Annotated in this window: 14 protein-coding genes, 2 tRNA genes and 3 rRNA genes; 16 read left to right on the top strand and 3 right to left on the bottom strand. The window is 43.9% G+C overall.

Features of this window, described 5'->3' with window-relative positions; all coding sequences use genetic code 11:
* The first annotated feature begins 7 nt into the window (after positions 1-7).
* From R1T43_RS03300 to R1T43_RS03335, 8 genes are all read left to right on the top strand, one after another.
* Entirely contained in the window at positions 8-790 is a 783-nt protein-coding gene (locus R1T43_RS03300; protein WP_317352838.1) for a heparin lyase I family protein, read from the top strand.
* Between the two features lie 43 nt (positions 791-833).
* On the top strand, positions 834-1,880 hold the full coding sequence (locus R1T43_RS03305; protein ID WP_063457836.1) for a glycosyltransferase 61 family protein: 1,047 nt from the start codon (positions 834-836) through the stop codon (positions 1,878-1,880).
* Between the two features lie 53 nt (positions 1,881-1,933).
* Positions 1,934-2,818 (top strand): glucose-1-phosphate thymidylyltransferase RfbA, encoded by an 885-nt coding sequence (gene rfbA / locus R1T43_RS03310; protein ID WP_317352842.1) that lies wholly within the window; start codon positions 1,934-1,936, stop codon positions 2,816-2,818.
* A gap of 75 nt (positions 2,819-2,893) precedes the next feature.
* Positions 2,894-3,439 carry a dTDP-4-dehydrorhamnose 3,5-epimerase gene (gene rfbC / locus R1T43_RS03315; protein ID WP_317352844.1) on the top strand — a complete coding sequence of 182 codons (546 nt, stop codon included), beginning with the start codon at positions 2,894-2,896 and terminating at the stop codon, positions 3,437-3,439.
* Between the two features lie 9 nt (positions 3,440-3,448).
* Positions 3,449-4,309: a dTDP-4-dehydrorhamnose reductase gene (gene rfbD / locus R1T43_RS03320; protein ID WP_317352846.1), complete on the top strand. Its 861-nt coding sequence runs from the start codon at positions 3,449-3,451 to the stop codon at positions 4,307-4,309.
* 18 nt (positions 4,310-4,327) lie between these two features.
* Positions 4,328-5,407 carry a dTDP-glucose 4,6-dehydratase gene (gene rfbB / locus R1T43_RS03325; protein WP_317352848.1) on the top strand — a complete coding sequence of 360 codons (1,080 nt, stop codon included), beginning with the start codon at positions 4,328-4,330 and terminating at the stop codon, positions 5,405-5,407.
* Between the two features lie 87 nt (positions 5,408-5,494).
* Complete coding sequence (locus tag R1T43_RS03330) at positions 5,495-7,210, top strand: glycosyltransferase family 2 protein (RefSeq protein WP_317352850.1); 1,716 nt, start codon at positions 5,495-5,497, stop codon at positions 7,208-7,210.
* Between the two features lie 42 nt (positions 7,211-7,252).
* Positions 7,253-8,440, top strand: a complete 1,188-nt coding sequence (locus tag R1T43_RS03335) for a nucleotide sugar dehydrogenase (protein ID WP_317352853.1) — start codon at positions 7,253-7,255, stop codon at positions 8,438-8,440.
* 83 nt (positions 8,441-8,523) lie between these two features.
* Here R1T43_RS03335 and R1T43_RS03340 read toward each other — a convergent pair whose 3' ends face one another.
* Positions 8,524-9,438 carry a LysR family transcriptional regulator gene (locus R1T43_RS03340; protein WP_317352856.1) on the bottom strand — a complete coding sequence of 305 codons (915 nt, stop codon included), beginning with the start codon at positions 9,436-9,438 and terminating at the stop codon, positions 8,524-8,526.
* A 109-nt stretch (positions 9,439-9,547) separates the two neighbouring features.
* Here R1T43_RS03340 and R1T43_RS03345 point away from each other — a divergent pair, with 109 nt between their 5' ends.
* From R1T43_RS03345 to R1T43_RS03355, 3 genes are read left to right on the top strand one after another with little or no spacing between them, the layout of a single operon-like run.
* The gene (locus R1T43_RS03345) at positions 9,548-11,254 is read left to right on the top strand and encodes an ABC transporter transmembrane domain-containing protein (protein WP_317352859.1); all 1,707 of its coding nucleotides are present in this window, start codon (positions 9,548-9,550) and stop codon (positions 11,252-11,254) included.
* The gene (locus R1T43_RS03350) at positions 11,247-12,290 is read left to right on the top strand and encodes an efflux RND transporter periplasmic adaptor subunit (RefSeq protein WP_317355648.1); all 1,044 of its coding nucleotides are present in this window, start codon (positions 11,247-11,249) and stop codon (positions 12,288-12,290) included. The genes R1T43_RS03345 and R1T43_RS03350 overlap by 8 nt, the downstream gene beginning before the upstream one ends.
* Positions 12,291-12,298: 8 nt before the next feature.
* A complete protein-coding gene (locus R1T43_RS03355) occupies positions 12,299-13,705 on the top strand; it encodes a TolC family protein (protein ID WP_317352862.1) in 1,407 nt (468 codons plus the stop codon).
* A gap of 80 nt (positions 13,706-13,785) precedes the next feature.
* Here R1T43_RS03355 and R1T43_RS03360 read toward each other — a convergent pair whose 3' ends face one another.
* Positions 13,786-14,661: a sulfotransferase gene (locus tag R1T43_RS03360; protein WP_317352865.1), complete on the bottom strand. Its 876-nt coding sequence runs from the start codon at positions 14,659-14,661 to the stop codon at positions 13,786-13,788.
* 119 nt (positions 14,662-14,780) lie between these two features.
* Complete coding sequence (locus R1T43_RS03365; protein ID WP_317352868.1) at positions 14,781-15,584, bottom strand: hypothetical protein; 804 nt, start codon at positions 15,582-15,584, stop codon at positions 14,781-14,783.
* Positions 15,585-16,088: 504 nt separating this feature from the next.
* On the opposite strand from R1T43_RS03365, the gene R1T43_RS03370 reads away from it, so the two are divergent.
* From R1T43_RS03370 to rrf, 5 genes are all read left to right on the top strand, one after another.
* Positions 16,089-17,621 (top strand): 16S ribosomal RNA (locus R1T43_RS03370).
* A 207-nt stretch (positions 17,622-17,828) separates the two neighbouring features.
* Positions 17,829-17,905, top strand: a tRNA-Ile gene (locus R1T43_RS03375).
* Between the two features lie 114 nt (positions 17,906-18,019).
* Positions 18,020-18,095 (top strand) — tRNA-Ala (locus R1T43_RS03380).
* A gap of 279 nt (positions 18,096-18,374) precedes the next feature.
* A 23S ribosomal RNA gene (locus R1T43_RS03385) occupies positions 18,375-21,252 on the top strand.
* A gap of 274 nt (positions 21,253-21,526) precedes the next feature.
* Positions 21,527-21,642: ribosomal RNA gene (gene rrf, locus R1T43_RS03390) — 5S ribosomal RNA — on the top strand.
* The 16S, 23S and 5S rRNA genes sit together here with 2 tRNA genes alongside, the layout of an rRNA operon.
* The last annotated feature ends 159 nt before the right edge of the window (positions 21,643-21,801 follow it).

A 21,801-nucleotide genomic window follows, 5' to 3' on the forward strand; every position in this document is an offset into this window, starting at 1 on the left:
GGCGATTGTGTTTTTAGGCTTCGCTTTCTATGCCATGCTCCTGGCTAGTGATCCGCTCAAATTAAGCATACCGATAGGCGATACAGACGGTATTAGAAATCCTCATCTTTGTGCGGAAAAAATAAACGATGGGCATGGCGACCTCTTAACTTCAAAAGTAATGTTGAGAGGGAAATGTGAAGGAAATGGGCAGAGTGCGAGTATAACTCAAATAGGTAATCGAAACGCACTCCAATTTTTGGCTGTGGGAGAGAGCTTACGTTCGAAAGTGTCTAGAACAGAATTAGCCCTAACATCTTTAAATTTAGAGTTTGAGAAGCCTGTAGCAATCACTTTTGACTTAATGATTCCTTCCAGTGCTGATGTAACCAATGGCTTTTATTATCTCATGCAGTTTTGGCAGTGCTCGCCATTATCACCGCTCGGTGGAATTCGAGTGGTAAGGGGGAGTAGTCACAAAATTAACTTTATGACTAGAGGTGATGAAAGCGAAGTAGGCTCAAGTTTTTATTCCGTGGAACTTAAGCCTGAAGAGTGGACTACATTTGAGCTTCGGTTAAACGTGTCGCCAGAGGACGAAACTTCATATTTTGAGGTTTGGAACGAAGGGGTATTGGTGGGTAGGCGCACTGGACCATTTGGCTTCAGTAGCAAGTTCTCTTGCAAAGGAAACTCAAACGCCCCTGAGCATTTTCGATTGAAGTTCGGAATATATAAAGAGTACGAGGATAAGAAGAGCTTTGAGGCATTTTTTGATAATATCCAGCTTTTAGTTTCTCCATCTAAATAAATTTACATATAAAGTAAGTTTAAAGCGCATAATAGGGTAATGGATGCTCTCAATTTATAACGCACTAGAAATTAACAACATTAAATCATCTTCTGTCTTCGGTTCGTTAAATGTAATAGATAGTTGTATTGACTATGGCTCTGTGTGCGAAGCTAAGTTAATACCCAACTATTACAAACGAGGTATGAGAACGTGGTGGACGAGAAGATCGCAAGGTGTTTTCGACAAAGACTGTAATCACGTAGAGGCACTTTCTGATATTCGTTCTGAGCGAAGAATATGGTGGCCGAACGAAGAAACGCACCTCACTTTGTCTGAAGCGAAGTTCGAACATTACGACCAAGCATTTTATGGTGGTACGATTTATGACCATTTTGGTCACTTTCTTTTGGATTCACTTTCTAGACTGTATCCAATATTGAACGAAGTTAGGTCTAGCAATTCGCCTATTTTATTTCACTATCCTTTAGATTCGCTCGACCGTGAAAAAGTGCTAAATGGTTATGTAGGAGAGTTTTTCGCATTACTCGGATTAGCGCATGAAAAAATTGTTTTCATAGACAAGCCCTTATTGGTGAGCAAGCTTTACTACCACGAGGCCACGTTTAGTGACGCTAATTTTGTTTCAGGCTCCATAAAGTCATCCTACCCTTGTCTTAGTCAAAAAAACAAGACCGCGAAAAAAGGTTTTATTTCCAAAAGCAAGCTTCAGTCGGGCACAGGATTCACTTCTCAAGGCGAAGAAATTGATGAAATATTCGGAAGCTTAGGGTTTGATGTCATCTACCCTGAAAGCATTCCATTGCAAGAGCAAATAGACATAGTGCAAAGTTATGATGTTCTTATAGGTTTCCCATCATCTTTCTTTCATCTTAAACTGTTTTGCAAAGAGGGAGCTAAGTTGATAATAATGTTTCCAGAAATTGATGAATTTTTGCATACGAACTTTTTGAATATAGATGTTGGTGCTGAGTTCTACGACTCTTATATCCCTCTTGCAGCTGAGCCAGTAAATGCTCCCCCAGGTTTTGCGAAAGGTTTTAAACTTGAGCTTTCTCAGGTTTATGAGATAGCAAGGCTATTCTGTTAATATATAGCATCGCTGCTTATGTAAGTTAAGTGGTTATAAACAGGTAATGAAAAATGAGTAGAAAAGGAATAATACTAGCTGGCGGATCTGGCACACGTTTGCACCCGTTAACTAAGGTGGTAAGTAAGCAGCTAATGCCTGTTTACGACAAGCCGATGATTTTTTATCCGTTAACAACGTTAATGATGTCGGGAATTCGTGATGTACTTATTATCACCACGCCTGAAGAGCAGCAGCGGTTTATCGACCTTATTGGAGATGGCTCGGCGCTAGGAATGAATATAGAGTACGCAGTTCAGCCTTCGCCCGATGGCTTGGCACAGGCATTCCTTATAGGCGAACAGTTTATTGGGAAGGATAGCTGCTCACTTGTGCTTGGTGATAATATTTATTACGGCCACGACTTAAAGCTGTCGTTACAGAACGCCTATAAACAAGATCATGGTGCTACGGTATTTGGCTATCATGTTAACGACCCTGAGCGTTATGGTGTGGTAGAGTTTGATGAAGACTGGAACGCACTTTCTATCGAAGAAAAGCCTGCTGTTCCTAAATCAAACTATGCCGTGACAGGTCTCTACTACTACGACAATCGCGTAGTGGATTTCGCTAAAGAAGTTAAGCCATCACATCGTGGTGAACTTGAAATTACCGACCTTAACAACCTGTATCTTAAAGATGACTCACTCAAAGTAGAGTTGATGGGCCGAGGCTCAGCTTGGCTTGATACGGGCACGTTAGACTCTCTTTTAGATGCTGCAAACTTTGTGGCTGCTATCGAAAAACGCCAGGGTTTGAAGGTATGCTGCCCAGAAGAAGTCGCATATAGAATGGGGTATATCAACGCTGAGCAACTTGAAAAGCTAGCGGCACCACTCAAGAAGAGTGGCTATGGCGATTATCTGCTCAAAGTGATAAACGATAGAGTTAAGATCTAGCTTCATATCAAATTTTATAAGGTGGCACTGCCACCTTTCTTCTTATTTTAAATTGCCAGTTTGTACGGAAAGTAAATGCAAGTAATTAAAACAGACATCCCAGACGTAAAAATTATCGAGCCAAAAGTATTTGGCGACGAACGCGGTTTCTTCCTTGAAACCTTTCGCACCGACTGGTTCAAAAAAGAATGTGCAGATGTTGAATTTGTGCAAGACAATCATTCAAAATCCAGCCAAGGTATTCTTCGTGGGCTGCATTATCAGTTAGAGCAGACACAAGGGAAATTGGTTCGCGTGGTCAGTGGCGAAGTATATGATGTTGCCGTAGACATGCGTAAAGACTCATCGACTTATGGAAAGTGGGTAGGGGTTTTACTGTCGGCTGAAAATAAGCGTCAACTATGGGTACCTGCAGGTTTTGCTCACGGTTTTTATGTAACCAGTGAATCTGCTGAGTTCGTGTATAAGTGTACCGACTACTATCACCCAGAATCAGAAGTGTCGGTTAAATTTGACGACTCTACTTTAAACATCGATTGGCCATTAGTTAATGGCGAAAAGCCGTCTTTATCTGGAAAAGATGAAAATGGCGTCGCGTTCGTTAATGCCCCTACGTTTTAAGGATTTAACATGAGTATTGTAGTAATTGGCAATGCTGGCCAATTGTCTTTTGAATTGGTTCGTATTCTAGGTGAAGACACTATTTGTTTAGGCCCTGAAGATACTGACATTACCAACGAATCTGTACTATCTGAAACGCTAAGCAAACTAGCGCCAAGCGTTATTATTAACGCAGCAGCTTATACTGCGGTAGATAAAGCAGAAGAAGACGTTGATTTGTGCCACGCGATAAACGCGACAGCCGTTGAAAACTTAGCAAAGTACTGTAAGCAGTCGGGTGCATTTTTAGTGCATGTGTCTACTGATTACGTGTTTAACGGTCATAAAGGTTCGCCTTATCTCACTGACGACACTATCGAGCCTCAAGGGGTTTACGGTAAAACCAAGGCCGATGGCGAGAAAGCCTTGCTTGATTTACTACCTAACTCAAGTTGCTTAATTCGTACCGCGTGGGTGTATTCATCTCATGGGAATAACTTCGTTAAAACCATGCTTCGTTTAATGGCAGATAAACCGCAGTTATCGGTTATTGACGATCAAATTGGCACCCCTACGTGGGCCAAAGGGTTGGCAGAAGTGTGCGTAAGTGCGGCGCAGAATAAAACCCAAGGTGTATATCACTGGACGGATGAAGGCGTTGCCAGCTGGTACGATTTCGCGCTAGCCATTCAAGAACTTGGTATTGAAAAAGGTTTATTATCTTCGGCTATTCCAGTATTGCCTATTCCTTCTTCTCAGTACCCAACACCGGCTTCACGACCGCACTATAGCGTGCTAGATAAAACCAGCACACGAGATACCTTTTCATCACTTAATCTTACACATTGGCGTACTCAATTGTCTGCCATGATGGATGAATTGAAAGCATAATTATTGAGTAATACACGTATGAAAACAATTTTAGTAACCGGTGGCGCAGGTTTTATCGGCTCGGCAGTCGTTCGCCATCTTATTAACGATACAGACCATAAAGTCGTAAACTTAGATAAGCTTACTTACGCAGGTAACTTAGAATCGCTTTTATCTGTATCAGATAACGAGCGTTATGCGTTTGAACAAGTGGATATTTGTGATGCTGACGGCGTAAAAGCCGTTCTTAATACTCACCAACCTGACATTATTATGCACCTAGCGGCTGAATCTCATGTAGACCGTTCAATCGACGGCCCGGGTGAGTTCATTCAAACCAATGTAGTAGGTACTTACACCTTGCTTGAGCAAGCTCGTGCTTATTGGTCAACGCTTGATGATGGGAAAAAGGAAGGCTTTAAATTCCACCATATTTCAACTGATGAAGTATATGGCGACCTTCCACATCCAGATGAAATAGAAGAGGGTAGTGAACTACCTCTATTCACTGAAACTACCCCTTATGCACCAAGCTCGCCTTATTCTGCCAGTAAAGCGTCTTCAGACCAGTTGGTGCGTTCATGGCTACGTACCTACAAACTACCTACTTTGGTAACCAACTGTTCGAACAATTATGGCCCGTATCACTTTCCTGAAAAGCTAATTCCTTTAGTTATTTTGAACGCCTTAGCTGGCAAGCCATTGCCTGTATACGGTAAAGGTAATCAAATTCGCGATTGGTTGTATGTGGAAGATCATGCCCGTGCATTGGTGCTAGTTGCCCTTGAAGGAAAAATTGGCGAAACCTATAACATTGGCGGCCATAACGAAAAGCAAAATATTGAAGTAGTGAATACAATTTGCGACATCTTGGATGATGTTCAGCCAAAAGCCAGCAAGTATGCAGAGCAAATCACTTATGTGGCAGACCGCCCTGGTCACGATATGCGTTATGCTATCGATGCGTCTAAAATTGAACGTGAGTTAGGCTGGTCACCACAAGAAACCTTTGAAAGCGGTATTCGTAAAACCGTAGAATGGTATTTAAGTAACGAAGGCTGGTGGAAAGCTGTATTGGATGGTAGCTACCAAGGTGAGCGATTAGGTTCAGGAAGTTAATACCTATAGATACTGTCGTGTTACAATATAAAGCCGCTTTGCTAGTCCGAAGCGGCTTTTTGCTAATTAACGTAATGTAGTGAGTACATGAAAAAAACTGCTATGCGCTCTTTGCGAGCCGCCCTCAAACTCATCCCAAAACCTTTAAAAGATAAGCTTAAAAAGAATGAGTCGTTGACGGAACTCTATGTACAAGCGATAAGAAAATCGGGACTTTTTTATGGTGCTCCTACTAAAAGAGATACGCAAAAAGCATACAATCGCCACCTGATAAATCAAGACAGAAACTTAATCTCTTCACCTCAGGTGTCAGTAAACAATCAATGCCAAGCGATTATTTTTGGAATAGAAGATACCGGGGTTACTATCGCCTCTTTGAAAGCACAGAAGGTTAATACCTATTTTGTGGTCTCCACTGATAAAAAACCAAGCGAAATAGGCGCTGAAATCGCAAGTGTTTTCTCAAATTTAGATGAAAATTTTCCTACCTTGTTATTAAATGCGGGAGATACGTTAGCTGAGAATGCTTTGCCTTCGTTCATGGCTGCATTGGGTGATGCAGCATTTGTTTATAGTGATACAGACGAGATTGACAGTAAAGGTAAGCGCTGTCGTCCAAGGTTTTTACCTTGTTGGAATCCTGACTTACATATATCAACCGCTTATGTGCTATCAGGGGTTCTGTTTAATACTGGGGAGCTAAAGTCTTTATCAATGGGGGAGTATTCAGATATAGCGTCATTGATCGGTGAAGTATGGCTTTCGAAACCGGATATTAAAGTAAACCATTACGCCGCTACACTTGTACATTTAAACCTCAGCGATAAATCAATTACATCTAGCTTGTACGCGTTGAAAAATAGCGTTTTACGTCACGAGCATGTTTCAATAGAAATAGGTGAAGAAGCTCAAGTTAATAAAGCGCTATGGCATTTAGATACGCAGCCACTCGTCAGTCTTATTATCCCTACGAAGAATGGCAAAGAGTTAGTAAAGGCGTGTATAGATTCCATCCGCGAAAAAACCATCTACAAAAATTATGAGATCCTTCTCATTGATAATGGTTCCGATGAAGAAGCGAGCATTCGTTATTTTGAAACGCTGGCAGAGCTACCAGAAGTTCGCGTTTTAAACTACCCTGGACCTTTTAATTATTCAGCGATAAACAACTTTGGCGTAAAACATGCTAAAGGACAGGTAGTAGGGTTAATTAATAATGATATTGAGGTAATTAGTCCAGATTGGCTTACCTACATGGTTGGGCATGTAATGCGCGACGATATTGGATGCGTAGGCGCTAAACTTCTTTATTCAGATGGCCGTATACAGCATGCTGGCGTGGTACTTGGTTATGGAGGCGGTGCTGGACATGCGCATAAGTACTTCCCTCGATATCACTCTGGTTATTTGAAACGACTTGCTGCCACGCAAAATTACAGTGCGGTTACTGCGGCATGTCTGTTAGTAAAGCGTAGCCATTTTGGTGCAGTGGGCGGTCTTGATGAAGAAAACCTTGCGGTGGCCTTCAACGATGTCGACTTCTGTTTACGGGTAAAAGAGTTGGGTGTTAGAAACTTATATTGTGCCGAGGCTGAGTTATATCATCATGAGTCGGTCAGTCGAGGGCTAGATATTTCACCAGAGAAGGCTGCTAGGTTTAATCGAGAACTTGAATATCTGCAAACAAAGTGGTCTCATGTTATAAAGCACGACCCTGCATATAACCCTAATTTAACGCTGAAACGCGAAAACTTTGCGCTTAAGACAAAAGAAGAGCAGAGTGTTTTATTAGCTTCATATTGATAATTTATAGTCATTGCTTCTAGTTACGGAGAAAACGAAATTATGGAAAGCACACCACAAAGCATGAAAATAGCCGTTGCAGGCACAGGCTATGTAGGTTTATCTAATGCAGTATTACTCGCACAGCACAATGAAGTGATTGCGGTAGATGTAGTTCCTGCGAAAGTGGATCTTCTAAACGACAAAAAGTCTCCTATTGAAGATAAAGAAATTACAGAATACTTAACGAACAAGCAGCTTAATCTTAAAGCCACGTTAGATACTGAACTTGCTTATAAAGACGCTGAGTTTGTAATTATTGCCACACCTACAGATTACGATGCGCAAACCAATTACTTCAATACCAGCTCAGTAGATGCGGTAATAAAAGAAGTTATGCGGGTTAACCCTAATGCGGTAATGGTTGTAAAGTCTACTGTTCCAGTAGGCTTTACCGTTGAAGCAAAAGAGCGTCATGGCACTGAAAATATTATCTTCTCGCCAGAGTTCTTACGTGAAGGTAAAGCCCTTTACGACAACTTGTACCCAAGCCGTATTATTGTAGGTGAGCTAAGTGACCGTGCGAAGGTGTTTGCTGGTTTGCTAGAACAGGGAGCGATTAAAGAAGACATTAATATTCTTTTCACTCACAGTACCGAAGCTGAAGCCATCAAGCTTTTCGCTAATACTTACCTAGCCATGCGTGTCGCTTACTTTAACGAGCTAGATAGCTATGCAGAGCGTAGTGGATTGAATTCTAAACAAATCATTGAAGGTGTTGGGTTAGACCCGCGCATTGGCGATCACTACAACAACCCAAGCTTTGGTTATGGTGGCTACTGCTTGCCGAAAGACACTAAACAGTTGCTAGCTAACTACAGTGAAGTGCCTAACAACATGATTCAGGCTATTGTAGATGCTAACCGCACTCGTAAAGACTTTATCGCGGATTCTATTGTTAGTCGTCAACCTAAGGTTGTGGGTATCTTCCGCTTAATTATGAAGTCTGGGTCTGACAACTTCAGAGCGAGTGCAATCCAAGGCATCATGAAGCGTATTAAAGCGAAGGGTATCGAGGTTGTGGTTTACGAGCCTGTTATTACCGAAGATGACTTCTTCAACTCGCGCGTCATTAAAGATTTAGAAGAGTTTAAATCTATTTCTGACGTTATTGTGGCAAACCGCGTAACTGACGATATTGAAGATGTACTAGAGAAAGTATACAGCCGTGATTTATTTGGCGCTGACTAATACCTTTACAAAAAACTGATAGCTCACAAAAGCCAGCATTAATGCTGGTTTTTTGTTTTCAAAAACCTCAGAGTTCACTTCAACTAAGCATCTATAGGCTTTTGTGAGTAACCTAAGTTGATGCGCGCCGCCCTAATAATAGATTCAGTAATAGTAAAATCTACGCGACTTTTCCCCGTAATAGCATAGTACCTTTCATTCAATGAGTGGGCCTGTCCAATACAGTAAACACCATATTGCGCTTCAACATGACTTGATATGGCCGACGGCGCGCAAAATACCCCGAAGTTCTCGCTACCAAATAGTTTTAGCAGTGCAGTGTCATCAAACTCTGCTACTATCTTTGGATAGAGTTGTTCCGTTTCTAGCCAACTCGTTAACGCGTGGTGTATACCGGACGTATTCCCCTGAATCAGCAATGGCATATGATTTAAGCATTCGGGAAAGGTCTGGTTATCGGAAAGGGGGGCTTTAGCAAAAAAGCTAAGCGCACTTTCTCCAAGAAAGTGGCTGTTAGCACTAACTTGTGAACCCGGCGCAACACCCCTATCGGCCAAAATGAAATCAATCGCGTTAATTGCTAGTTCTTTAAGTAAGCCATCGAAGCTATCTTCTTTAATCACATATTTAACGTTAGCGAAATTGCGCATCGTGTCATGAACGAAGTCATAAAAAAGTACTTTAGGTATGCCATTAGTAATACCAATCACAAATTCCTTAGTATTTATTTCATCACCGGCGTTTAGTATTTCTGCTAGTTGATGGCCTTTATGAAATATCTCACTGGCATACTGGAAGCTTACTTTCCCTCTATCATTCAAATATAGGCGCTTATTAACTCTATCGAAAAGAGGATAGCCAATCTGATTTTCAAAGGTACTTAGTTGCCCACTGACAGTTTGAGGAGTAACGTGAAGTAACTTAGCGGCTTGCGCAATACTGCCTTCGCGAGCCACTAAATAGAAGTAGTAAAGATGATGATAGTTGAGGTGATGCATAAGTAAGGTTTTTACGATGAACTAATAAGAATATAACAGGTTTAGTATTATTTTATTTGAATTACACTAGATAGAATGCGAAGTATCACTCGGCGCTATTGAAGGAATTATGGGAAAAGTCATCAATTTACACGCAACTAGGAAAACCTTGTTTGCTATTTTGAAACCAGAGTCAGGTTTTTTCTGGGTTGCCATTGCGTATGGGGTCGCCATTAGTTTAATGACACTAGCGGTGCCTATTGCGGTACAAACACTAATTAATAGTATTGCGAATATCGGCTCTACGCGCTCGGTTATCATTCTTGCCATTGTGTTGTTTTCAACGCTTTTCGTCTCGGGTATTTTTAGTGCGCTTCGAATGCGTATTATGGAATATTACGAACGCAAAGTTTATGCGCGGCTCACTGCCATAATTAGCTTAAAAACTATTATGGCCGAACACCGCTTTTTTGAAGGCCGGCAAAACACCAATATTACCCAGCGTTACTTCGACATAATGACCCTGCAGAAGAATGTGCCTTCACTCATGGTGGATGGTTTTGCCCTTGTACTACAAATGCTAGTGGGTTTTACTTTAGTTTCTTTTTACCATCCCATGTTATTTGCGTTTAATTTGGTGCTGGTTTTAGTGATGTACGCCATATGGAAAATTTGGGGTACGGGGGCTAAACGCTCTGCTATTGAGCTATCACATGCAAAGTACGATTCGGCGAAATGGCTAAACGACATTGCAGCGGCTCATGAGTTTTTCAAGTCGGCTGACCATGTTGAATATGCAGGCAGAAGCACCGACACCTTTATCAACAACTACCTCACTAAGCATAAAAGTCACTTCCACTATACCTTCGCGCAAGTCGTTATGTTTTTACTACTTTATGCATTTGCCAGTGCGGCACTATTAGGTATTGGCGGTGTGCTGGTGGTACAAGGCCAGTTATCCATTGGCCAGTTGGTTGCGGCAGAATTAATAATGTCTGCAGTATTCTTTGGATTGTCGCGCTTTACGCAATATTTAAAGCTTTATTATGAATTGTATGGTGCGGCTGAAAAGATAGGATCCGCACTGGTTATTCCGCAGGAAGACGTTAATGAGAAAGCCGATCGGGTGCCAACCTCTTCACAGCTAATATTTAATAAGTTGCACCTTACCCATGGTAGCGATACCTGCTTAATTGATTTGCAAATTGAAGCGGGTGGTAAGTACTTTATTACTACCAATAAGAGTTGGGTTCAAAAGCAACTCATTGGGTTGATGAAGCGCTATGAAAAGCCGCAAAAAGGCGAGTTATTGCTTGGTGACTTAAGCCTGTATGACTTTGATACCTATGAATTACGCCAAGCTATTAATACGCTAGACCGCTCTCTTATTGTTGAATGCTCTATTGAAGAGTACCTACGGTTAGCAAACCCTCGAGCGAGCTTTGCTGAAATTAGAGCAGCCCTTGCCGTTGTTGAATTAGATACCGTTATCGACGCGCTGCCTAAAGGAGTCGACTCTAAGGTGTCGGTACTAGGAGCACCATTGCAGCCGCTAGAATTCTTACTGTTAAAACTGGCCGCAGTTATCATTGAAGAGCCTAAAGTACTTATCATTAATCAACATTTCGACGCCATTCCGCTCGCACTGCGATTACGGTTATTAAGCCGCTTGTCTGAACTTAGTTGTACGGTGCTTTATTTTACTAATACACCAGAAGCTCATTGTTTGGATGGTGTCATTTATCTAAAAGACAGTGCGAAGGTAGTGGCCGCTGAACCTGCAAAAGAAAGCATTATTGATCAGGAAGTTCCGCAAGAAGGAGCGAATGATGAATAGTGCAGAAAAGCGATTTTTAGATAATGTCAGTTCTTTATCGTCACTACACATTCCTAAACTTCACAAAGTGGTGTGTGGATTAGTGCTAGCGATGGTGTTGTGTGCCTCGCTAATTTTGTGGTTCACACCATGGATGCAAACGGCCTATGGCACAGGAATGGTCGATTCTTTAGATCCGGTCGACAGAACGCAAGCGATTAGCGCCTTAGTAGACGGGCAAATAAAGCAATGGCATGTGCGCGAAGGTATGCAAGTAAAAGCGGGCGATCCTATTGTCACGTTAATTGATACGGACGCTGGTCGGTTAGATAAACTTCAATCTCAACTCACAGCGGCAAAAGCTGGGCATCAAGCTAACGAAACGGCAGTGGCAAACGCTGAAAATAACCTAGCACGTCAAATTGGATTACAAGAACAGGGGTTAGTGTCTCGCAAAGATGTAGAGGCAGCGCAAATAAAGGTGCAGGAGTTAAAGGCGAAAGCGGCAAGTTCTCTATCCGCTATTAACGATGTAAGTATGAGTTTATCTCGCCAGTCTATTCAAACAAAAGTGGCGCCAGTCGATGGCACTATTATTAGGCTTTACTCCGGTGGGGTTTCAACGTTTGTAAAAGCAGGGGCCGTACTAGGTCAGTTCATTCCTTTGAACGCCAAACGTAGCATACGTATAACGGTAACGGGGCTAGATGCGCCGCTAGTTAAAAAAGGCGCCAAGGCGCGTTTACAGTTTGAAGGCTGGCCTGTGTTTCAATTTAGCGGGTGGCCGGGCAGTTCCATAGGCACTTTCGGTGGCGAGGTAGTTTACGTTGAGCCAGTAGCAAGTACAGCTGGTACGTTTCAGGTGTGGATAGTGCCTGACGCCGACGATGTGCCATGGCCAAGGGAAAGTGCTACACGGTTAGGAAGCCGCGTTAAAGCCTGGGTATTGCTAGAGGAAGTGAAGTTGGGCTATGAATTGTGGCGGCAACTGAATAACTTTCCTCCCCAGCAAACCGCTGAGCCCGAATCATCTGAAACTAAAACATCGAGTTGGTGAGGGGTAGCATGAGAAAACTACATGTTGTTACGCTTGCCTTGGTATTGAGTGTTTCTATGACGGGTTCTGCATTTGCGTCGTCTTTACCTACGGTAACCGAGCTTATTGAGTCAATGCGGTATCACCACCCTTATACGCAAGCTATTGCTGAGGGTGAAATTCAAAGCGGCGCAGATATCGACATTGCGCTTAGTGAGTTCGACCCCTTTATAGAACAACAAGCATCTAGCAGAGTAAGCGGTTATTACGATGGCTTGGCACTGCAACAACGGGCAATAAAGCCGCTTCAGTCGTTGAATGCTTCAGTTTATACAGAGTACCGTGTGTCTGATGGCGACTTTCCTGTTTACGAGCAAGAATACGAAACCCTCTCTGGCGGGGAAGCCAGTGTAGGAATAGCCCTATCTTTATTGAAAAACCGCGAAGTAGATAAACGCAGAGTAGGGGTTAGAAATGCGAGGTTAGCTGCACAGCAATGGGAGGCTGAAGCGCAAGATTTACTAAATAGCTTTTTATATAAAGGGTTAACCGAATATTTACTATGGTATGAAAGCGCGTTGCAGGTGGTATCGGTAGAATCTTTATTAAGCCGTGCCGCTGAGCGCGAACGTGCCTTATCTACTCGGGTTGAAAAAGGCGATTTAGCGCGAGCCACCCTTACCGAGTTTAAAGCAAATATTTTAGAACAGCGCCTATTAGTAGCCAAGCTAAAGCAAAAACGTAACGCGCATGCTCGTACCTTGTCGTATTACTGGCGCGATACGCAAGGTGAAATGATACCGATAACAGAAACTATGTTATCGCCCGATATTCATTGGCCTTTTAGTATCAGTACTACGCAAATATCTCAGCTACGTAAGCAAATAACTCAGCACCCTCAGTTAGCTTTATTGCGCATGAGTAAAACGGTGGTTCAGAACAAGCAAGTGTTAGCTAAGAATGCGCTACTCCCTAAGCTTGATCTGAAAGCCTCTTTAGCCCGAGATATTGGCAGCGGACCTAATTCACTAGACGGTACAGAAAGCAAAGTGGCCTTGGCCTTTTCCTATCCGCTAGGCAACAGAAAGGCAAAAGCCGAGCAAGTTAAACTAGTATCGAAGGGGCGAGAGCTCGAACATAAATATGTATCTAGTAAGCAGTCCATCGAGCAAGCATTCGAAAAAGCCTATGAATATTGGGTGCAAGCAAAAGAGATTGCCAGTTTACAGCAGCAAAATGCAGAGCTCGCCAAATTACTATCAAGTATGGAGCTTAAACGTTTTGATGCAGGCGACAGTGATATGTTTACGTTGAACGCTAGGGCATCCAATGAAATCAAGGCACAAATGAAAGCGATTGAAACAAATGTCGACTTGTTGAGTGCTGAGCTTATGCTATACCGTGTCGTTGCTAAACTGCACTCGGTAAATCACTAGTTCAGTAGGTAACCACAGCGGGTTTAATCAGCCGCTTCTATTTCGGCTTCAAAGTTTGCTTTCAATTAGTTGAAGGGCTTTTATTGACCTGAAGCATAGACTCGGGCTTGATTGTATTGCATTAAGGTGGGTATAAGTGCGGCCGCTAGCATGTAGTTGGTTTCACTAAACCACCTGTCGTCATATCGAATCTCAGTTTTACGTGTATCACAATTTCGCATGGGATTTCCGAATAGTACATGATGCGTTGATTTCCCTAAGTTTTCGTTACTTGGCGTTTTCGGCAGCGCTAAAAAGTCGTAAACGCTGTCGAGAGTTTGGCTGGGGTTAAAGCAAAAAGGTTCATAACCTACCGTTTCGAAAGGTAAAGCAAGATCGGTTAATAAAGATTCCCTTTTCTTATTGTCACTTAGCCAGCGCATCATCTGGTACCAATAATGGCCTTTTACCTTCTTTAACCCTTTGCGAGGTTGTGAACGCGCTAACCTAGCTTGCGAACTCGCGTAAGAGCGAACATCTCTAATCAAAAATAGCGCTTTGGCATCGATAGTCTCAGAGCCAGCCAGCAACTTTAAATGTTTTATACCCTTAGAGGTATCTATTGGTTGGTAGTCTTTACCGTACAATTTAGAAAACTGGTCGAGGACAGTCGCGTAAGCATCTGGGTAATAGCTTGGTAAAGAAGGGTTCATAATGTCTAAACTGCGCATTGTGGTTAATACGGGGCGCCAGAAATCACACTGTTCGGCAGGTACACCACAACTACAACGATGTTCTTGTTGATTCAGCCAATAAGTCGGGCCCATTCTTAAGACCTGGTATATCTCTCCAAGCGAGATGAGGTTTTCATGGCACGCTAATGCCATAGAGAACACCGTCGACCCAGAATGAGATAGGCTGGTTAAACAAATGATAGGTTTTTTAAGAGGGGATAGGTCGTCATTGTTCGGCATCATAGCTTATCGATAGTCAGAGTAAATAAAGGATTATCTACTCTGACTTACAAATGTGACGAAGGGTCTTATCTTTACGTGTTATTTACGTAAGTTTGAAAGGATTGTTTAGGTTTTCTGGATTAGTTATTGATTGCTGAAGCAAAGTCTTCTTCAGATAACCCTGCAGCCAATGCATATTCTTTTAACTTGTCGTCTTGAACACCAGCATGTTGGGCAGTGGCTAATATACGAATAACTTGCTCACGTTGCTGAGAAGATTCTCTTACCGCAGTCTCTACTACTGTTTTTGCATCGTTCGGAAATACAGCTAACAATGCATCTACTACGTATTCACCAACAAATGGCACTGCGTTAAGTGCGCTTGTCATGATATCAACAATCTTGTTTGGGTGTTCTTGAGACAATGTCTGAACAATACTGTCCGCGGCATCAGGTTGCGTAAGCACGGCAACACGAACAATTTCGTTTAGTTCCTCAGGCGTTGCAACAGCAGCAGCTTGAACCACAAAGTCTACATAAGTCGGTTCCGCCATTATCGCCAACTGAACGATGTTAGGGCATGAACTTACTTCTTTCTCTATGGCCAACTGTACTATTTCTTCTGTGGATGAAGGCTGAGATGAAATAGCAGCAAAGATAATCTCACGGTACTGATCTGGATAAGTGTCTAGTGCAATATCAACAATTGAAACTACATCTTGAGGATAATGACTTGCGATAGAACTTATAGCACGTCCAACAGACATGTTTTGATCAACCTGACGTTTCAGGAACGAGGTTTGAAAGTGATTAGATTGACTTGATTGATTAGAGCTAGCTTCTTCCGGTGAAACTGTTCCATCTTTTGCACTCATACCTATCGCTGGTGTACTTACTGCAAGTACCAGCACTGCCGATGAAAGCAATGAAGTAATACGAAACATATATCCACCTTATATTTATTGCGTAGTCTATTACCACTAACAAACTACTACTTTATAGGAATTATAGTCCCATCCTATTAGTAATTAGTCCATATTGTCTACTTATTATCTTATCTGAGTGAAAATTAACCGAATGGTTCACTTTGTTGCACTTTTCTTGAAACAGGGGTTGACGCAGGCTCAGAAATCTCTAGAATGCGCATCCGCTTCGACAGGAAAGTGAAATAACTTACACTGACAAAGCAAGTCACTACTTACCTTAAAGGCCAAGTGTGACGGGGTTTTAAAGAAAACGCTTCAGAAAATAAAATTTCAAAAAGTGTTGACACTGAAAACTTCAAGCGTATAATGCGCACCTCACTCAAGCAGAGTGAATCACGAAGGAGCAACGGCTTCTAGTGAATTGCGACGAAGTCGCAACGTTCTTTAACAATTTATAACAAGACAATCTGTGTGGGCACTCATTAAGAGTGTCACACAACGACGATTCATATTCGATATATTTAATTGAAGAGTTTGATCATGGCTCAGATTGAACGCTGGCGGCAGGCCTAACACATGCAAGTCGAACGGAAACATGTCTAGCTTGCTAGATGATGTCGAGTGGCGGACGGGTGAGTAATGCTTGGGAACTTGCCTTTGCGAGGGGGATAACAGTTGGAAACGACTGCTAATACCGCATAATGTCTACGGACCAAACGGGGCTTCGGCTCCGGCGCAAAGAGAGGCCCAAGTGAGATTAGCTAGTTGGTGAGGTAAAGGCTCACCAAGGCAACGATCTCTAGCTGTTCTGAGAGGAAGATCAGCCACACTGGGACTGAGACACGGCCCAGACTCCTACGGGAGGCAGCAGTGGGGAATATTGCACAATGGGGGAAACCCTGATGCAGCCATGCCGCGTGTGTGAAGAAGGCCTTCGGGTTGTAAAGCACTTTCAGTTGTGAGGAAAAGTTAGTAGTTAATACCTGCTAGCCGTGACGTTAACAACAGAAGAAGCACCGGCTAACTCCGTGCCAGCAGCCGCGGTAATACGGAGGGTGCGAGCGTTAATCGGAATTACTGGGCGTAAAGCGCACGCAGGCGGTTTGTTAAGCTAGATGTGAAAGCCCCGGGCTCAACCTGGGACGGTCATTTAGAACTGGCAGACTAGAGTCTTGGAGAGGGGAGTGGAATTCCAGGTGTAGCGGTGAAATGCGTAGATATCTGGAGGAACATCAGTGGCGAAGGCGACTCCCTGGCCAAAGACTGACGCTCATGTGCGAAAGTGTGGGTAGCGAACAGGATTAGATACCCTGGTAGTCCACACCGTAAACGCTGTCTACTAGCTGTTTGTGACTTTAAGTCGTGAGTAGCGAAGCTAACGCGATAAGTAGACCGCCTGGGGAGTACGGCCGCAAGGTTAAAACTCAAATGAATTGACGGGGGCCCGCACAAGCGGTGGAGCATGTGGTTTAATTCGATGCAACGCGAAGAACCTTACCTACACTTGACATGTTGAGAAGTTACTAGAGATAGTTTCGTGCCTTCGGGAACTCAAACACAGGTGCTGCATGGCTGTCGTCAGCTCGTGTCGTGAGATGTTGGGTTAAGTCCCGCAACGAGCGCAACCCTTGTCCTTAGTTGCCAGCATTTAGTTGGGCACTCTAAGGAGACTGCCGGTGACAAACCGGAGGAAGGTGGGGACGACGTCAAGTCATCATGGCCCTTACGTGTAGGGCTACACACGTGCTACAATGGCATATACAGAGGGATGCGAGACAGTGATGTGGAGCGGACCCCTTAAAGTATGTCGTAGTCCGGATTGGAGTCTGCAACTCGACTCCATGAAGTCGGAATCGCTAGTAATCGCAGGTCAGAATACTGCGGTGAATACGTTCCCGGGCCTTGTACACACCGCCCGTCACACCATGGGAGTGGGATGCAAAAGAAGTAGTTAGTTTAACCTTCGGGAGAACGATTACCACTTTGTGTTTCATGACTGGGGTGAAGTCGTAACAAGGTAACCCTAGGGGAACCTGGGGTTGGATCACCTCCTTACCAAAATGTCGATGGTGACATTGTTAGTGTAGTGCCTACACAGATTGTTTTGTTATTAAATGAAGAACGCTAAATGTAATACAAACACTATTACGCAGCGGATTTGTCGGTCAGGCAACGCCGCCAGAAATTTGTTTAAGATAATGATCATTGATTATATCTGAACTTGTTTCGTAGCGAGGCAGTTGAGCGACAAAGACCAAGCATAGGCTTGTAGCTCAGCTGGTTAGAGCGCACCCCTGATAAGGGTGAGGTCGGCAGTTCAAGTCTGCCCAAGCCTACCATTTCTTATATTATCGTAAAAAATTACTGCTTATATGCTATTAGTATAGGGCTTATTTTTTATGTGTAAAAAAGAAATGCCACTAGTTAAATCTCAGTTAACTAGTTTGATATTTGGGGCTATAGCTCAGCTGGGAGAGCGCCTGCCTTGCACGCAGGAGGTCAGCAGTTCGATCCTGCTTAGCTCCACCACTTTTAAGTGCATTTAGATAAGTGTATTTAAAAGTGGTATTTATTACCGCGAATGTTCTTTAACAATTTGGAAAGCTGATATTTAATTAGTAAATCAATCAAAATTTGAGTAATTGAGAAGTCGAAAGACGTACTTACTACTCTACTTGACTTGAATTGCTTGTTATCAATCTTTATTTGATAGCAAGGCAATTTCACGATTAGCTTGTCATGCATACAACACTACCCATACTCGGATTCAAAAGGCGAGTATGATCGCAAGGTCTTTTGGGGTTGTATGGTTAAGTGACTAAGCGTATACGGTGGATGCCTTGGCAGTTAGAGGCGATGAAGGACGTGTAAGTCTGCGAAAAGCTGTGGTGAGCCGACAAAATGCATTTGAGCCACAGATGTCCGAATGGGGAAACCCACCTATTTATAGGTATCGTTACATGAATATATAGTGTAACGAGGCGAACGAGGGGAACTGAAACATCTAAGTACCCTTAGGAAAAGAAATCAACCGAGATTCCCCTAGTAGCGGCGAGCGAACGGGGATTAGCCCTTAAGCAATTATGAACGTAGTGGAAGCCTCTGGGAAGTGGCGCGATACAAGGTGATAGCCCTGTACACGAAGTGTTTGTTTTTGTGAAATCGAGTAGGTCGGGACACGTGTTATCTTGACTGAATATGGGGGGACCATCCTCCAAGGCTAAATACTCCTAACTGACCGATAGTGAACCAGTACCGTGAGGGAAAGGCGAAAAGAACCCCTGTGAGGGGAGTGAAATAGAACCTGAAACCGTATACGTACAAGCAGTGGGAGCAGACTTGTTCTGTGACTGCGTACCTTTTGTATAATGGGTCAGCGACTTATATTTAGTAGCAAGGTTAAGCGAATAGCGGAGCCGTAGCGAAAGCGAGTGTTAACTGCGCGTTTAGTTGCTAGGTATAGACCCGAAACCCGGTGATCTAGCCATGGGCAGGTTGAAGGTTGAGTAACATCAACTGGAGGACCGAACCCACTAACGTTGAAAAGTTAGGGGATGACTTGTGGCTGGGGGTGAAAGGCCAATCAAACCGGGAGATAGCTGGTTCTCCCCGAAATCTATTTAGGTAGAGCCTCGGACGAATTCCATTGGGGGTAGAGCACTGTTAAGGCTAGGGGGTCATCCCGACTTACCAACCCTTTGCAAACTCCGAATACCAATGAGAACTATCCGGGAGACACACGGCGGGTGCTAACGTCCGTCGTGAAGAGGGAAACAACCCAGACCGCCAGCTAAGGTCCCAAAATATTGCTAAGTGGGAAACGATGTGGGAAGGCATAGACAGCTAGGAGGTTGGCTTAGAAGCAGCCACCCTTTAAAGAAAGCGTAATAGCTCACTAGTCGAGTCGGCCTGCGCGGAAGATGTAACGGGGCTAAGCAATATACCGAAGCTGCGGATACGTGTTTACACGTATGGTAGGGGAGCGTTGTGTAAGTGGATGAAGGTGGATTGAGAAGTCTGCTGGACATATCACAAGTGCGAATGCTGACATGAGTAACGATAATGGGAGTGAAAAACTCCCACGCCGGAAGACCAAGGTTTCCTGTCCCATGCTAATCAGGGCAGGGTAAGTCGGCCCCTAAGGCGAGGCAGAAATGCGTAGTCGATGGGAAACGGATTAATATTTCCGTACTTATATAATCAGTGATGGAGGGACGGAGAAGGCTAAGCAAGCTTGGCGTTGGTTGTCCAAGTGAAAGCAAGTAGGCCGAGAATTTAGGTAAATCCGGATTCTTAAAGCTGAGATGCGAGACGAGCTACTACGGTAGTGAAGTTGTTGATGCCCTGCTTCCAGGAAAAGCTTCTAAACTTATGATTATATGAACCGTACCCCAAACCGACACAGGTGGTCAGGTAGAGAATACTAAGGCGCTTGAGAGAACTCGGGTGAAGGAACTCGGCAAAATTGTACCGTAACTTCGGGAGAAGGTACGCCCTTGTTTGTGATAGGACTTGCTCCTTGAGCAGATGAGGGCCGCAGTGACCAGGTGGCTGGGACTGTTTATTAAAAACACAGCACTCTGCTAACTCGCAAGAGGACGTATAGGGTGTGACACCTGCCCGGTGCCGGAAGGTTAATTGATGGGGTTATCTTCGGAGAAGCTCTTGATCGAAGCCCCGGTAAACGGCGGCCGTAACTATAACGGTCCTAAGGTAGCGAAATTCCTTGTCGGGTAAGTTCCGACCTGCACGAATGGTGTAACCATGGCCACGCTGTCTCCACCCGAGACTCAGTGAAATTGAAATCGCAGTGAAGATGCTGTGTACCCGCACCTAGACGGAAAGACCCCGTGAACCTTTACTACAGCTTGGCACTGAACATTGAACCTACATGTGTAGGATAGGTGGGAGGCTTCGAAGCACAGTCGCTAGATTGTGTGGAGCCGTCCTTGAAATACCACCCTTGTATGTTTGATGTTCTAACATTGGTCCCTTATCGGGATTATGGACAGTGTCTGGTGGGTAGTTTGACTGGGGCGGTCTCCTCCCAAATAGTAACGGAGGAGCACGAAGGTTAGCTAATCACGGTCGGACATCGTGAGGTTAGTGCAATGGCATAAGCTAGCTTAACTGCGAGACAGACACGTCGAGCAGGTACGAAAGTAGGTCATAGTGATCCGGTGGTTCTGTATGGAAGGGCCATCGCTCAACGGATAAAAGGTACTCCGGGGATAACAGGCTGATACCGCCCAAGAGTTCATATCGACGGCGGTGTTTGGCACCTCGATGTCGGCTCATCACATCCTGGGGCTGAAGTCGGTCCCAAGGGTATGGCTGTTCGCCATTTAAAGTGGTACGCGAGCTGGGTTTAGAACGTCGTGAGACAGTTCGGTCCCTATCTGGTGTGGGCGTTGGATGATTGATGGGAGCTGCTCCTAGTACGAGAGGACCGGAGTGGACGAACCGCTGGTGTTCGGGTTGTCATGCCAATGGCATTGCCCGGTAGCTACGTTCGGAACGGATAACCGCTGAAAGCATCTAAGCGGGAAGCCGGCCCAAAGATGAGTCATCCCTGACTTTTAAAGTCCGGAAGGGTTGTTATAGACGATGACGTTGATAGGCAGGATGTGGAAGCGTTGTAAGGCGTTAAGCTAACCTGTACTAATTGCCCGAGAGGCTTAACCATACAACGCCCAAGAGGCTTTTTATGGCGCTACGCTTAGTCGTAGAAAATGGCTTAAACGTCGAGAAACTCGACTGACCATTTTCTTACTCGCTAAAGAAGTGCGATATGAAGAACTTCGGTGTTGTGTACAAGCTAATTAAAGCAAATAGAGTAGTAATACTCAGTGCTCAAAGATTGATTACGTGAATATCAGAATTCCTAAATTGTTAATTATTAACGTAATATGGACTGAATAAGTCGGTATTACGCGAACGAAAGTTTGCAACCAGTTTTTCCTGGCAGCCATAGCGATACGGTACCACCTGATCCCATTCCGAACTCAGAAGTGAAACGTATTAGCGGCGATGGTAGTGTGGGGTTTCCCCATGTGAGAGTAGCACACTGCCAGGTCCCATTCGAAGAAAGGGCTATCCTAACGGATAGCCCTTTTTTTATGCCTATAGGAAAGTGATACTTAGCGGGTAGTCTGTAGTAAAAACTGCGTGTACTGCAGGTCCTCCTTGCGCGCTCATTCCAAAAAAGGAAGTGAATGAGTAGCGTTTACTTTCT

Source organism: Alteromonas sp. CI.11.F.A3, assembly GCF_032925565.1.
Classification (GTDB): domain Bacteria; phylum Pseudomonadota; class Gammaproteobacteria; order Enterobacterales; family Alteromonadaceae; genus Alteromonas.